We start from the raw sequence: 14,250 nt of genomic DNA, 5'->3' as shown, positions 1-14,250 counted from the left end.
CCCTCGGGGGTCATCCGCCCTGCCCACCGGAGTTGGTGCGGGCGAGCTGCCACAGCAGGTACGGCGCGCCGATCGCGCCGGTGAGCACGCCGACGGGGAGGTTCGGCAGGAACGGCGTGTGCTGGGCCACGACGTCCGCCACCAGCACGATCAGAGCTCCGACCAGCGCCGACGGCACCAGCGCCGGGCCGCCGTCCTTGGCCGGCCCGCGGCCGATCGGCCCGGCCAGCAGGGCGATGAAGGCGATGGGTCCGGTGGCCGCGGTGGCCACGCCCGCGAGTCCGACGGCCGCCACGACCAGGCCCAGCCGGACCCGGCCGACGGTCACGCCCAGGCCGCGGGCCGTGTCGTCGCCCAGCCCGAGCATGCCCAGGACCCGGCCGAGCACCAGGGTGACCGGCACGAGCACGACCAGCGAGACCAGCAGCGGGACGATCTGGTCCCAGTTCCGGCCGGACAGGCTGCCGGAGATCCAGAGCAGCGCGTCCTGCGCGGTGGTGACCCGGGCGCTGGTCATGAAGTAGCTGATCACCGACAGCAGCAGCGAGTTGAGCCCGATGCCGACCAGGATCAGCCGGTAGCCGGAGACGCCGTTCCGCCAGGCGATCGCGTACATCAGCAGGGCGGTGAGCAGGGCGCCGCCGAGCGCGAGTCCGGAGACGGCCGGGCCGGACAGCCCGATCCCGATGATGCCGAGCACCGCGGCCGCGCTCGCCCCGGTGCTGATGCCGATGACGTCCGGGCTGGCCAGCGGGTTGTGCAGCAGGGTCTGGAGCACCGCGCCGGAGAGCCCGAACGCGATGCCGACCAGCACGCCGGCCAGCGCGCGCGGCAGCCGCAGCTCGAGGACGACGTAGTTCGTGTTCCGGCTGCCCTGGCCCGCGAGGGTGGACAGCACGTCCGGCAGCGAGACGACCGCCGCGCCCACGACCAGGGACAGCGCGACCACGACGAGGACCGCGACGGTGAGCGCGCCCGCGACCGAGACCCGTCGGACCCGACCACGGGTACGGGTGCGGGTGCGGGCGAGGTCGAGCGCCGCGGCCGTCACAGCTCCGCCACCTTCCGGCCGCGGACCAGGGCGATGAAGACCGGCGCGCCGATCGCGGCGGTGAGGATGCCGACCTGGACCTCGCCCGGACGGGCGATGACCCGTCCGACGATGTCCGCGCCCAGCACCAGGACCGGTGCCAGCACGACCGCGTACGGCAGCAGCCACCGGTTGTCCGGACCGGTGACCATGCGGGCGACCTGGGGGACGGCGAGCCCGACGAACGCGATCGGGCCGACGGCCGCGGTGGCCGCCCCGCAGAGCAGCACGACCGCGGTCCCGGAGACGATCCGGGCCCGGTTCACGTTCTGCCCCAGTGCCTTCGCGAGGTCCTCGCCGAGGGTCAGGGTGTTGAGCAGCCCACCGGAGAACAGCGCGATCACGATGCCGACGCCGAGGAACGGCAGCACCGACACCACGACGTCCCAGTCGCGGCCCGCCAGCGAGCCGACCTGCCAGAACCGGAACTGCTCGAAGGCGTCCGTGCTGGTCAGCAGCACGCCCGTGGTCAGCGACACGAACGCGGCGTTGGCCGCGGCACCGGCCAGCGCCAGCTTGATCGGCGTCGCACCCTCCCGGCCGAACGCCGACACGCCGTAGACCAGGACGGACGCGACCGCCGCACCGACGAAGCCGAACCAGACGTAGCCGGTCAGCGCGGTCAGCCCGAAGAACTCGATCCCCACGACGATGAACAGCGCGGCGCCGGCGTTCACCCCGAGGATGCCCGGATCGGCCAGGGGGTTGCGCGCGATCGCCTGCATCACGGTCCCGGCGAGACCGAGGGCGGCGCCCGCGAGCAGGCCGATGACGGTGCGGGGCAGCCGTTCGACCCGGACGAAGAGGTGGTCGTTGTTCGTGGGGTCGAAGCCGAGGAATGCGTCCAGCACGGTGCCGACCGGGATGGGCTTGGCGCCGACCATCACACTCGCGACGACTACGACGACCAGCGCGGCGACGGCGACCAGCAGACCGAGGACCCTGCCCGCGGGCCGCGCACCCCGGGGCTCCGGGCGGACCGCGGCGGCGGTCATCTGGGCGCCCTCGGCGGGGCGGGATGCTGTGGAGCGCTCATCGTCTCCCGTTCCGAACTGAGGCGTGCCTAACTTAGGGGACGGGATAGGAGAAGCCGCAATCAGCGGGACGAACCCGGGATCACCGGGACGCGCGCCGCGTCCGCACGTACTCGCGCAACGTCGGCACCGCCGTGCCCGCCGCGCGGAGGTTGTGCCGGGCCCGGGCCCGCATGACCACGATGCCGACCGCCGCGGCGGCCCACAGGACGTAGTGCACGGTCCAGGCGACCCGGAAGGCTGACGGCGTGTAGCCGCCCAGCGCCCCCAGGACCGTGCCGATCCCCAGCGAGACCAGCAGCGACGCGGTGAACCCGCCGACGTTGACGATCCCCACCGCGGTGCCCTGCCGGGTGCTGGGGTTGAACGTGCGGGCGTAGTCGAAGGCGACCATCGACCCCGGCGGCCCGAGCGCCAGCACCACGACGAGCGCCACCAGCAGCCACAGCGGCACGGGCGGCGGCAGCAGGAGCACGAGGGTCCACATCGCCGCCGTCAGCGCGATCACGCCCAGCACGAGGTACGAGCGGCGGAACGGGTGCCGCGCGGTGAACGTGCCGAAGATCGGGCCCGCCACGATCCCGACGGCGACGAGCAGCGTCAGCAGCAGGCTCGCCGTCCCCGGGGCGACTCCCTGCCCGGCGACCAGGTACGGCACGCCCCAGAGCAGCCCGAACACCGTCCCGGAGAACTGCGTGCCCATGTGGGTGAACAGGCCGAGCCGGGTCCCGGGCTCGTGCCAGGAGGAGCGCAGCCCGTCGAGCACCTCGCGCGGGGTGGGTGCCGCGGGCCCGGCGGGTGAGCCGGGCGGGCTCTCGCGGAACACGGCGAGGACCGCGACCGCCGACAGCACGCCGAGGCCCGCGGCGGACAGGAACGCGGGCGTCCAGCCCGGGCCGTGCAGGACCGCCGCCAGCGGCACGGCCGAGAGCACCTGCCCGAGCTGGCCGAGCAGGCCGGTGAGTTGGGTGAGCACCGGGACCCGCCGCGCCGGGAACCAGGCGCCGAGAACGGAGAGCACGGAGATGAAGGTGAACGCGTCCCCGGCGCCGACCAGCACGCGGGCGGCGATCGCGAGCGGCAGCGCGGTGGCCAGGGCCAGCATCGCCTGGCCCGCCGCCATCGCGAGCGCACCAGTCGCCACCAGCGTCTTCGCCCCGAACCGGTCCAGCAGCACCCCGGCGGGCACCTGGAGCGCGGCGTAGACCAGCAGCTGCAGCACCACGAAGCCGGAGAGCACGGCGGGCGAGGCGTCGAACCGGGCCGCGGCGTCCAGCCCCGCCACGCCGAACGAGGTGCGCTGCAGCACCCCGACCACATAGGCCAGCAGACCGACCGACCAGACGAGATACGCGCGCGCAGAACCCATGACGGGTTCCATGGTGCGCTGTGACCGCAGCTACAGCCCGGACGGGGCCTGCGCCCGCCACCCGTCGACGACGGCGGGGTCCTGCAGGTCGAGGAACGCGTCGACCTGGGAGTAGGTGGCGCAGACGGTCTCCGGGCGCAGGCACACCTAACCCATGGACTCCTCGACCGCCCGCGCGAACCCGCCCCCGGACCAGTCGTTGAAGTGGTTGCCCACCACGAGTGGCGCCCGGTTCCCGGCCGGCGCCGACTCGTACGCCGCCCGGTACGCACCGAGGGTGACCTGCGCGAGCTCGTCCGCCCGGGCCGGTTGGTCCTTCGCCCCGTTGAGCACGAACCAGAGGTTGTAGCCCATCGGCACGACCGTGCGGCCGAGCGCCGGGACGGTGACCGTGGGCATCCCGTACTCCCGGAGCCCACCCTGCTCGGTGGGCCACGCGACCCCGCGGACGACCCTGCTCGTGTACCGGAACGGAGCAGCGGAAGGGATGCTGTGTGGGGGCCGCGGTGTTGGACGTGGAGGATGGGCCGGAGAAGTCGCGACGAGGAGGTACGTCAGGTGCTGGATCCCGCGGAGCTGTACCGCGTCGAGGAGGGCGTGACCGCCGACCCCGACGGGTCGGTGCTGCTGGTGGTGCTCGACGGTTTCGTCGATGCGGGCAACGCCGGTCGGCTCGCGGTCGAGGCGCTGCGCGAGGGGCGGGAGCCCACCGTGCTGGCCTCCTTCGACACCGACCAGCTGGTCGACTACCGCTCGCGCAGGCCGCCGCTGACCTTCGACACCGACCGGTGGTCGGCGTACGACCCGCCGGTGCTGGACGTCGTGGCCCTCACCGACACCGCGGAGGCCACCTACCTGCTGCTGGCGGGCCCCGAGCCGGACACCCAGTGGGAGCGGTTCGCCGCGGCCACCGAGCAGCTGGTGCGCACGCTGAACGTGCGGCTGGTCGTCACGCTGCAGGGCATCCCGATGGCCGTGCCGCACACCCGGCCGATCGGGGTCACCGCACACGCCACCCGCAAGGACCTGATCGAGGGCCACGAGCCCTGGTTCGCCGAGGCGCAGGTCCCGGGCAGCGCCGCGGGGCTGCTGGAGTACCGGCTCGGCGAGGCGGGGATCGACGTCGTCGGGTTCGCGGTGCACGTGCCGCACTACCTGGCCCGCGCGGAGTACCCGCAGGCCGCGCGCACGCTGCTGGACCACACCGCCGTCGCCACGGGGCTGTACCTGCCCACCGAGGAGCTCACCAAGTCCGCGGAGCGCACGGACGCGGAGATCTCCGAGCAGGTCGCGAACTCCGCCGAGGTCGCCGAGGTGGTGTCGGCGCTGGAGAAGCAGTACGACTCGGTCGCCGCCGGGCGGGCCGCGGGCGGGCTCGTCGGGGACCTGCCGAGCGCGGACGAGCTGGCCGCCGAGGTCGAGCGGTTCCTGGCCGACCAGGACGACGACAAGAACGGCCCCGGGTTGGGCGAGGAACGCTAAGCCGGGGCACAGCCGCCGCACAGGATCGCGGCGCACGCTGGTCGTACGGCGCGCGGCGGGCCGGACCCCCCTCACCGGTCCGCCCCGCGCCGGTCCTCCGGGGAGGTGCGCCGTGTCCATCACCGATCAGCTGCCGCGTCCCGCGGCCGAGCCGTCGGACGGATCGTTCGCGGAGGGCCGCGTCGAGCGGACCCTCGTCGGCGCGGGCCGACCCACCGGGCGCGGTCTCGCCGGGTCCGCCTCGGTGCGCGGACTCCGCCGGGTCGCCGCGGACGCCACCGCGGTGTGCGGGTCCGCCGCCGCGGTCGCGGACGGCATCGGGGACTCCGCGGGTGCCGCCCGCGCGGCCCGGATCGCCGCCGACGTGGCCGCCGGTGCCGCGGGCCGGATCGGCCCGCGGGCCGCGGTCCTCGTCGCGCGGGACGCCGTCCTGGGCTCTCCCGACGCCGCCGACACGGTACTGGTGGTCACCGCCGAGGAGCCCGACGGCGACCGGGCCGTCGCGTGGGTCGGCGACTGCCGGGCCTACCTGGTCACCGCGCGCGGGGTCGCGCTGCTCAGCCACGACCACACCGCCGCCCAGGCCTTCCGGGACGCGGGCCTGGACCCCGCGCCGCAGTGGGAGCACCTGGTGACGACGACCGTCGCGCACGCCGAGGCGGAGTCGATCGGCCACGCTCGCGTGCCGGGCGCGGGAACGCTCGTGCTGGTCAGCGACGGGGTGCACCGCAGCGTCGAGCCCGAGACCCTGGCCTTCCTGGTCCGCCGCGGCCCCACCCCCGCCGCCGCGGCCCGCGCCCTCGTCGAGGCCGCCCTCACCGCGGGCGGCACGGACAACGCGACCGCGACGGTCCTCCCACCCCCCTGACACCGCTACCGACACCGCTGCAGACACCGCTGCAGACACCGCTGCCCCGCCCGCATGCCCGCGGGCGGCGCAGCGGGGTGCTCAGAGCAGGTCCAGGGCCGCCGCCACGACGGAGTCGGTGTCGATGCCGTGGTGGCGGTAGACGCTGTCCAGGTCGCCGGACTGGCCGAAGCGCGTCACGCCGAGGTGGGTGGCCCGGACCTGGTTGATGCCCGCGAGGAAGGCCAGCGAGTGCGGGTGGCCGTCCAGCAGGGTCACCAGCGGCGCCGCCCGCCGCGCCGGGAAGGCCGCGTCGAGGATCCAGGTGTCCGCTCCGTCGAACCGGGACCCGTGCCCCGCACGCGCCTGGACCGCGTCGAACAGCAGGCCGGGGCTCGTGATCACGACCACGTCGACGGCCGTGCCCAGCGACTCCAGCCGCTCGGCCGCGGCCAGCGCCTCGGGCACCATCGCCCCCATCGCGGCGATCGTGACCCGCGGCTGCTCCCCCGCCCGCAGCGGGTACGCCCCCGCCACCACCTGCCTGCGCCGCCGCTCCCGCGCCGCCGGATCGGCGGGGACCGCGGCCAGGGACTGGTCCACCGGCCGGGTGGACAGGCGCAGGTAGGCCGAGGCCCCGTCCGGTCGCCCGAGCCGGGCCAGCGAGGCCAGCAGGGTCCACTCGACGTCGAGCGCGAAGGCGGGCTCGTAGGTGATGCAGCCCGGCTGCTCCAGCCCGACCGACGGGGTGGTGATCGACTGGTGCGCCCCGCCCTCCGGCGCGAGCGACACCCCGGACGGCGTGCCGACCAGGATCGACTGCCCGCCCGCGTAGATCCCGAACGACCACGGCTCCAGCGCGCGCTCGACGAACGGGTCGTAGAGCACCCCGATCGGTAGCAGCGGCCGGCCCCACCGGGACCAGGTCGCCCCCAGCTCGCCCAGCGCGCCGACCAGGTTGCCCTCGGCGATACCCAGCTCGATGTGCTGGCCGGTGGGGCGCTCGCGCCAGTGCAGGATCGTCTCGGGGTCGTCGTCGAACCAGTCCCGGCGCTCGTCCGGGGACCACACGCCGACCTTGTTGACCCAACCGCCGAGGTTCGTCGACGAGGAGACGTCCGGGCAGAGCGTGACCACCCGCCGCGCCGCCTCGGGCGCCTCCCGGGTCAGGTCGAGCAGCGCGCGGCCGAGCGCGGCCTGCGTCGTCGCCCTGCCCGACGGCGTGCGGCCGATGTCCGTCGGCAGCCCCGGCGGCGCCACCGCGGCGACGGGCTCCCGCCGCAGCCGCGCCGCGGTCTGCGCGCACACCTCACCGGCGGGCGACGCCGGGTCGAACCGCTGCCAGGGCGCCTCCACCGACATCCCCGAGCGTTCCGCCAGCTCCCCCAGCTGCTCCGCGGTCAGCAGCGACGAGTGGTTCTGCGGGTGCCCCTCGCTCGCCAGCCCCTGCCCCTTCACCGTGTAGGCGAAGATCACCGTGGGCCGGGTGTCGTCGATCTCGTCGAAGGCCTGCCCCAGCGCGGCGAGGTCGGTGCCGCCCAGGTTGCGGATCGCGGCGTGCAGCGTGGCGTCGTCCAGCGTCTCGACGAGCGCGGCCAGCTCGGGTGAGTCCGGCAGCCGCTCGCGCAGCTGCTCCGGGGTGCAGCGCAGCAGCCGCTGGTACTCCGGGTTGGTCATCTCGTCGATCCGCGTGCGCAGCTCGGGACCGCCGGACCGCTCGAACAGCGCGGTGAGCAGGGCACCGTACTTCACGGTGAGCACCTGCCAACCCGCCGCGGCGAACATGCCCTGCAGCCGCGGCGCGCCGATGTTCGGCACCACCCGGTCCAGGCTCTGCCGGTTCAGGTCGACGATCCACACGACCTCGCCCAGCTCGGCGACCATCGGGTCGAGGATGGCCTCCCAGACCGCGCCCTCGTCCAGCTCCGCGTCCCCGACCAGCGAGTACTGCCGCCCCGCGCCCGCCTGCTCGCCGAGTGTGGTCACGTACCGGCGGGCGATCGCGCCCCAGATCGGGGCCGTCGCGCCGATGCCGACCGAGCCCGTGGAGTAGTCGACGGGATCGGGGTCCTTCGACCGCGACGGGTACGACTGCAGCCCGCCGAAGGCCCGCAGCGTGGTCAGGTACTCCTCGTCCAGATCGCCGAGCAGATAGTTGATCGCATGCAGCACCGGCGAGGCGTGCGGCTTCACCGACACCCGGTCCCCCGCGCGCAGCCGCTCGAACCACAGCGCCGTCATGATCGTCGTCATCGAGGCCGACGACGCCTGGTGCCCACCGACCTTCAGCCCCGTCGGGTTGGGCCGCACCCGGTTCGCGTGGTCGATGATCGCCGTCGAGAGCCAGCGCACCCGCTGCTCGATCTCCCCGAGCACCGCCAGCCGGTCGGTCTCGGCGGATGCGGACGGTGCGGTCATCGACGACTCCTTCAGCGGCGGGATGGGCGCCCAGCGCACCACCGGACACCGCTCTGCACAAGCGGCTACCGAGTCAGCGTGCAGAATGCCCACCATGAGCGCAGCCGCCGCAGGAGACGCGAGCAGAGTGGGCACCATCGACGACATCGACGCCCGGCTGCTCCTCGCCCTCGCCGACAACCCGCGCGGCACCGCCCTGGCGCTCGCCGAGGCGGCCGGGCTCTCCCGCAACACCGTGCAGGCGCGGCTCGCCCGCTTCGCCGAGCGCGGGGTGCTCACGGCGTTCGAGCGCCGGATCGACCCGGCGGCGCTGGGCTACCCGCTGGCCGCGTACGTCACGGTCACCGTGGTGCAGCGGCTCCTCACCCCGGTCGCGGACGCGCTCGCGGCCGTGCCGGAGGTCCTCGAGGTGCTCGGGATGACCGGCGAGGGCGACCTGCTCGTGCAGGTGGTCGCGCGAGACGCCGACGACCTGTACCGGATCGCGGGGCGGCTGCTGGCCATCGACGGCATCGAGCGGACCACCACGTCGCTGGTCATGCGCAGGCTGGTCGACTACCGGATCGCCCAGCTCGTCCCGCGGAGGTAGTCCGCGCACCGCGCTCGGGGGCGCCCGTGTACGAGATCGACCCGCATCGCGCTCTCCCGTGAAACGCCACCCTCCCCCGGAGTCCGCCATGACCACGCTCCTCGTCGTCCTGCTGATCATGGTGACGCTCGTCGCCGCCCTGGTCGTCTTCTACAACCGGCTCGTGACCTCGCGCAACGCGGTGGACAACGCCTGGGCGCAGATCGACGTCCAGCTCCGCCGCCGCCACGAGCTGATCCCCAACCTCGTCGAGACGGTGAAGGGGTACGCGGCGCACGAACGGCAGACCCTCGAGGCCGTCACCGCCGCCCGGGCGGTCGCGGTCTCCGCGACCGGTCCCGCCGAGCAGGCGGCCGCCGAGAACGCGCTGACCGGTGCGCTGCGCAGCCTGTTCGCCGTGGCCGAGGCGTACCCGCAGCTGCAGGCGGGCCGCAACTTCAGCGCGCTGCAGGGCGAGCTGAGCGACACCGAGAACCGGATCGCCTACTCGCGGCAGTACTACAACGACGCCGTGCTCGGCTACAACAACGCCGTCCAGACGGTGCCCACGACCATCGTCGCCGGGATCACCGGCTTCCGGGTCCGCGAGTACTTCGCGGCGCCGGACGAGGAGCGCGGCCCGGTCCAGGTCCGGTTCTGATGCCGCTCGCCCTGCTCGCCACGGCGGTCGTGCTGGGCGCCTGGTTCGCCCTGCTCGCCGTGCTCCTCGCCGCGTCGCGCACCCCGCCGGTCCGGCCCGGGCCCGCGACCGGCGCGCTCCGTCCCGAGTCCCCCGCCGTCGTCGACCTGCTGACCGGGGACTGGGAGCTGTGCGACGAGGCCGCCTCGGCCACCCTGCTCGACCTCGCCGCCCGGCGGGTGGTCACCCTCGAGGAGATCGGCCCGGAGCTGGCGCTGGTCCGCCTCGGCCGCGGTGAGCAGGCGGAGCTCACCCCCTACGAGCAGCTGGTCCTGGACCACGTGCGCGAGCTCGCCACCGCGGACGGCGTGGTCGCCACCGGGGCGCTCGCCGAGGGCGCCCGCAACCTCGGCGGATGGTGGGCCGCCTTCACCAGGGCGGTGATCGCCGAGGCGCGCGCCGCCGGGCTGTCCCGGCGGCGCTGGAGCGGTCCGCAGCGCACGATCCTGGTCGGGGCCGCCCTGGTGCCCGGCGCGGCCGCCGGGATCGCCGCGGCGGTGGCGTTCACGAAGCCGGACGACGGCCCCCTCGGACCGTTCTTCGGCGGCGCCCTCTTGGTCGTCGCCGCGTTGTCCGCGCTGGTCGAGCGGTTGGACGGCGAGCGCGGCACGGAGGCGGGCGCCGCGGCGGCGGGGCACTGGCTGGGCGTGCGCGAGCACCTGCGCGGCGCGCGGTTGCTCGAGGCGCCCGCCGCGGCCGTCACGATCTGGGGCAGGCCGCTGGCCTACGCCGCGGCACTGGGCGTGGCGGGCCGGGCGGTCGCGGGACTGCCGGTCGCCACGCCCGCGGACGACTCCCGCGCCTGGTCGGACCGCGGCGGGCTGTGGCACGTCGTGCGGGTCGAGTACCGCGGGCCCGGTCCGTGGGGCCGGTTCTTCTGGGGCCGCTCGCCGCTGCAGCAGCTGGGCAGGCTGCTCCTGGCCGCGATCCCGTCCGCGGGCTTCGCGTTCGTCCTCGGCATCCTGGCGCGGGCGCTGCTGGGCTCGCCGGTCGAGCCTGAGGTCTTCGGCGTCCTCGGCGCGGTCGTCGTGGTCGGGGTCCCGCTGCTGAGGCTGGCCCTGGACACCCTCGCCCGGAGCACCGTGGAGGGTCAGGTCGTGCGACTGCGCGGGAAGGTGCGCTCGCAGAACGACAGCTCCACGACCTACGACCACTACGTCGCGCTCGACGACGGGCACTCCCGCACCGTGTACGCCTTCGGCATCGCCGAGGACCGGTGGAACTCACTCGTCGAGGGCGACGTCGTCCGGGCGACGGCCGCCCGGCGCAGCGGCTGGATCCACGAGGTGGAGGTGGTCACGGCCTCCCGGCACCGGCCCGGGGACGGCTCGGTGGGAGAGAGCCCAGTAGCTTCCGGATCATGAGCCTGCTCCCCTCCACCGAACGCCTCCTGCTCGCCCGGGTGGCCCGGGCCCAGCGGGACGGGCGCTGCCCCTCGCTCGTCGCCGGCGTCGTGCGGGCCGGAGACGGAGCCCGCGGAGTCGACCATCGGCTCGACGGAGCCCGCGGAGTCGACCATCGGCTCGACGGAGCCCGCGGAGTCGACCATCGGCTCGACGGAGCCCGCGGAGTCGACCATCGGCTCGGCGGCCTGGTGTGGCACACCGGCCGCGGTGCCGTCGCCGAACCGACCGACGACGTCCAGTACCGCCTCGGCTCGATCTCCAAGACCGTCTGTGCGGTCACGGTGCTCCGCCTGCGGGACGAGGGGCTGCTCGACCTCTCCGACCCGCTGGAGCGGCACCTGCCCGGCACCCCGCTCGGCGACCGCACCCTCACCCAGCTGCTCTCCCACACCGGCGGTGTGACCAGCGAGAGCCCCGGCCACTGGTGGGAGCGCACGCCCGGCGGTGGGCTCGACCTCTCCGCGGCCGACCGGGTGCTGCCCGCGGGCCGCCGCTTCCACTACTCCAACCTCGGCTTCGGGCTCCTGGGGGACGTCGTCGCGCGGATCCGCGGCCGGTCCTGGGATGCCGTCGCCCGCGACGAGGTGCTCCTCCCCCTCGGCATGCGCCGCACCACGCCCCGGCCCGACGGCCGGGCCGCGCAGGGCTACGCGGTGCACCCGTGGTCGGACGAGGTGCTGGTCGAACCCGAGCACCACGCCGGGGCGATGGCCCCCGCCGGGCAGCTCTGGGCCACCGCCGCGGACCTCGGCAGGCTCGGCGCGTTCCTGCTCGGGGACGGCGCGGAGGTGCTGTCCGCCGGCACCATCGAGGAGATGACGCTGCCCGCGGGCGTCGACTTCTCGGGTCCGAACTGGACGTCCTACGGGCTCGGGGTGCAGGTGCAGAAGCACGAGGGCCGCACGCTCGTGGGGCACGGCGGCTCCATGCCCGGCTTCCTCGCGGGCCTCTGGGCGGACCGCGAGGAGGGCACCGCCGCCCTCGCGCTCGCCAACGTCACCTCCGGGCTGGACGGCGGGCTGCCCGCGGCCCTGCTCGCCGACCTGCGGACGCACGAGCCGACCGTCGTCGAGGCCTGGCGGCCCGCCCCGAGCCCGGTCCCCGCGGAGCGGGCTCGGCAGGCCCGGCCGGTCGTCGCGGTTCCGGGCCCGGGAGGACGGCACCTGGGTGGGGCTGGACGGCTACTTCGCGGGCGAGACCCTCCGCCTGCTGGACGGCTCGCTGAACCTCGCGACCTTCGTGTTCACCCGCACGCCGTACGACCCGGCGGCCCCCGTGCCGGGAGACGTCGACCCCGCGGGCTGGCACGCGCCGTGACGTTCGGGTAACGATCGGACGCGCAACGATCCCCGTTCGCGCAGCTCAGACACCCTGTCTGCGCAGGTACGCACACTGCGCAACCCATCGCGCTCCGCGAAACGAAACCGGATTCTCCTGTTGACGGGGGACGATTCGCAGGCCGATGGTGTCCGCGACAGCCCGATGACCGTTCGCTTCGAGGACACGTGAGGGGGACCCCGCCGACCGGCGGGAACGCCACGGATGACACTGAAGGAACCCACCACCGGCGGGTCCGGGACGGACCCCGCTCCCGAGCAGCCCGACACTCCGGAGATCGTCGCCGAGGGCGGCGGCGCCGCCGACCGGAAGCAGCCGACCGACAAGATCGTGTTCGGGGTGGCGGCCGCACTGGTCGTCGCGTTCATCGTCTGGGGCATCGTGGGCACCGCGAGCCTGTCGTCGGTCGCGAGCGCGGTGCTCGGCGGCATCATGTCCGGCGGTGGCTGGTTCTTCATCCTCACCGCGTCCGCCTTCGTGGTGTTCGCGATCTACCTGGCCGCCAGCCGGTACGGCAAGATCCCGCTCGGCCGAGACGACGAGGGTCCGGAGTTCCGGACGTCCTCGTGGGTCGCGATGATGTTCTCCGCCGGGATGGGCATCGGCCTGATGTTCTACGGCGTGGCCGAGCCGCTGGCCTTCTTCACCTCACCGCCCCCGGGCTCCGGGGCCACCGCGGGCAGCCCGCAGGCGCTCGACGCCGCCATGGCGACCACCCTGTTCCACTGGACGCTGCACCCGTGGGCGATCTACGCCGTCGTCGGGTTGGCGATCGCGTACGGCACCTTCCGCAAGGGCCGCAGCCAGCTCATCTCGGCCGCGTTCGCGCCGCTGCTGGGCACCCGGCGCACCGAGGGCCCGCTCGGCAAGGCGATCGACATCTTCGCGATCTTCGCCACGCTGTTCGGCTCGGCCGCCTCGCTCGGCCTGGGCGCGCTGCAGATCGGCGGCGGGCTGGACGCCGTCGGCTGGATGTCCGACCCGGGCACCGGCGTCCTCGTGGCGATCATCGTCGTGCTGACCATCGCGTTCATCGCCTCGGCCGTCAGCGGCGTGGCCAAGGGCATCCAGCTGCTGTCCAACGTGAACATGGTGCTGGCCGCGATCCTGGCCTTCGTGGTGTTCGTGGTCGGCCCGACGGTGCTGATCCTCAACCTGCTGCCGGGCGCGGTGGGCCACTACCTCGCCGACCTCGCCTCGATGGCCGCCCGCACCGGTGCGGACGGGCCGGAGACGGCCGAGTGGCTGCAGAGCTGGACGGTCTTCTACTGGGCCTGGTGGATCTCCTGGACGCCGTTCGTCGGCATGTTCATCGCCCGCATCTCCCGCGGCCGCACGATCAAGCAGTTCATCACCGGCGTCATCCTGATCCCGAGCGTCGTGTCGCTGGTCTGGTTCGCCATCTTCGGCGGGGCCGCGATCTCCGAGCAGCAGGCGGGCAACGACCTGGCGTCGGCGAGCACCGAGGGGCAGCTGTTCGGGCTGCTGCAGTCCTACCCGCTCGGCGGCATCCTGGCCGTCATCGCGATGCTGCTGGTGGCGATCTTCTTCGTCTCCGGCGCGGACGCCGCGTCCGTGGTGATGGGCACGATCTCGCAGAAGGGCTCGATCGAGCCCGGCCGCGGCATCGTGATCTTCTGGGGCGCGGTGATGGGCGCCATCGCGGCGGTGATGCTGCTCGTCGGCGGCTCGGACGCCCTGTCCGGCATCCAGAACATCACGATCATCATGGCGCTGCCGTTCGTGATCGTGATGGTGCTGCTGTGCGTGGCGCTGTTCAAGGACCTGCGCAGCGACCCGCTGATCCGCAAGGAGGACCGGGCCGCCGAGGCCGTCGAGCAGGCCGTGGACTACGGCCTCAAGGAGCACGACGGCGACTTCATCCTCAACGTCAAGCCGCTCACCATGGCGGAGGGCGCGGACGAGGCGAAGCGCCACGGCGGCGGCACGCTCCTGCCGGGCGATCCGCGCCCGGAGCAGTAGCGCATCGGGCCCACT

General features: G+C 74.2%; 12 protein-coding genes and 1 pseudogene. 8 read left to right on the top strand and 5 right to left on the bottom strand.

Annotation, left to right across the window (positions count from 1 at the left end):
• Window positions 1-10: 10 nt before the first annotated feature.
• The 4 genes from ABD993_RS09235 to ABD993_RS09220 all read right to left on the bottom strand — a co-directional run bounded on the left by ABD993_RS09235 (window position 11) and on the right by ABD993_RS09220 (window position 3,892).
• A complete protein-coding gene (locus ABD993_RS09235; protein ID WP_345414714.1) occupies window positions 11-1,051 on the bottom strand; it encodes a FecCD family ABC transporter permease in 1,041 nt (346 codons plus the stop codon).
• A complete protein-coding gene (locus ABD993_RS09230) occupies window positions 1,048-2,085 on the bottom strand; it encodes a FecCD family ABC transporter permease (protein ID WP_345414712.1) in 1,038 nt (345 codons plus the stop codon). Before ABD993_RS09230 ends, ABD993_RS09235 begins: the two co-directional genes overlap by 4 nt.
• Before the next feature lie 121 nt (window positions 2,086-2,206).
• Window positions 2,207-3,493 (bottom strand): MFS transporter, encoded by a 1,287-nt coding sequence (locus ABD993_RS09225; RefSeq protein ID WP_345414711.1) that lies wholly within the window; start codon window positions 3,491-3,493, stop codon window positions 2,207-2,209.
• A gap of 147 nt (window positions 3,494-3,640) precedes the next feature.
• Window positions 3,641-3,892, bottom strand: coding sequence for a polysaccharide deacetylase family protein (locus ABD993_RS09220; protein ID WP_345414710.1), 252 nt, complete (start codon window positions 3,890-3,892; stop codon window positions 3,641-3,643).
• A gap of 159 nt (window positions 3,893-4,051) precedes the next feature.
• Between ABD993_RS09220 and ABD993_RS09215 the strand changes: the two genes are divergently transcribed.
• On the top strand, window positions 4,052-4,975 hold the full coding sequence (locus ABD993_RS09215; protein WP_345414708.1) for a proteasome assembly chaperone family protein: 924 nt from the start codon (window positions 4,052-4,054) through the stop codon (window positions 4,973-4,975).
• A 112-nt stretch (window positions 4,976-5,087) separates the two neighbouring features.
• A complete protein-coding gene (locus ABD993_RS09210; RefSeq protein ID WP_345414707.1) occupies window positions 5,088-5,843 on the top strand; it encodes a PP2C family protein-serine/threonine phosphatase in 756 nt (251 codons plus the stop codon).
• An 81-nt stretch (window positions 5,844-5,924) separates the two neighbouring features.
• On the opposite strand, the gene ABD993_RS09205 is transcribed toward ABD993_RS09210, so the two are convergent.
• A complete protein-coding gene (locus tag ABD993_RS09205) occupies window positions 5,925-8,240 on the bottom strand; it encodes a transketolase-like TK C-terminal-containing protein (protein ID WP_345414705.1) in 2,316 nt (771 codons plus the stop codon).
• A gap of 94 nt (window positions 8,241-8,334) precedes the next feature.
• Between ABD993_RS09205 and ABD993_RS09200 the strand changes: the two genes are divergently transcribed.
• The 6 genes and pseudogenes from ABD993_RS09200 (at window position 8,335) to ABD993_RS09180 (ending at window position 14,235) form a co-directional block, all read left to right on the top strand.
• Window positions 8,335-8,829, top strand: a complete 495-nt coding sequence (locus tag ABD993_RS09200) for an Lrp/AsnC family transcriptional regulator (protein WP_345414704.1) — start codon at window positions 8,335-8,337, stop codon at window positions 8,827-8,829.
• Between the two features lie 88 nt (window positions 8,830-8,917).
• Entirely contained in the window at window positions 8,918-9,469 is a 552-nt protein-coding gene (locus tag ABD993_RS09195; RefSeq protein ID WP_345414702.1) for a LemA family protein, read from the top strand.
• Window positions 9,469-10,872: a DUF2207 family protein gene (locus ABD993_RS09190; RefSeq protein ID WP_345414700.1), complete on the top strand. Its 1,404-nt coding sequence runs from the start codon at window positions 9,469-9,471 to the stop codon at window positions 10,870-10,872. The genes ABD993_RS09195 and ABD993_RS09190 overlap by 1 nt, the downstream gene beginning before the upstream one ends.
• Window positions 10,869-11,867 (top strand): annotated as a pseudogene (locus tag ABD993_RS09185) (serine hydrolase domain-containing protein); the annotation flags it as partial. The gene ABD993_RS09190 and the pseudogene ABD993_RS09185, both read left to right, overlap by 4 nt.
• A 214-nt stretch (window positions 11,868-12,081) precedes the next feature.
• Window positions 12,082-12,231: a hypothetical protein gene (locus tag ABD993_RS36660; protein WP_425568926.1), complete on the top strand. Its 150-nt coding sequence runs from the start codon at window positions 12,082-12,084 to the stop codon at window positions 12,229-12,231.
• Between the two features lie 225 nt (window positions 12,232-12,456).
• A complete protein-coding gene (locus ABD993_RS09180) occupies window positions 12,457-14,235 on the top strand; it encodes a BCCT family transporter (protein WP_345414697.1) in 1,779 nt (592 codons plus the stop codon).
• The last annotated feature ends 15 nt before the right edge of the window (window positions 14,236-14,250 follow it).

It is taken from the genome of Pseudonocardia xishanensis (genome assembly GCF_039541715.1).
GTDB classification, from domain to species: domain Bacteria; phylum Actinomycetota; class Actinomycetes; order Mycobacteriales; family Pseudonocardiaceae; genus Pseudonocardia; species Pseudonocardia xishanensis.
The sequence above is the reverse complement of the archived record's forward strand: the minus strand, read 5'-3'. Positions and strand labels throughout refer to the sequence as shown.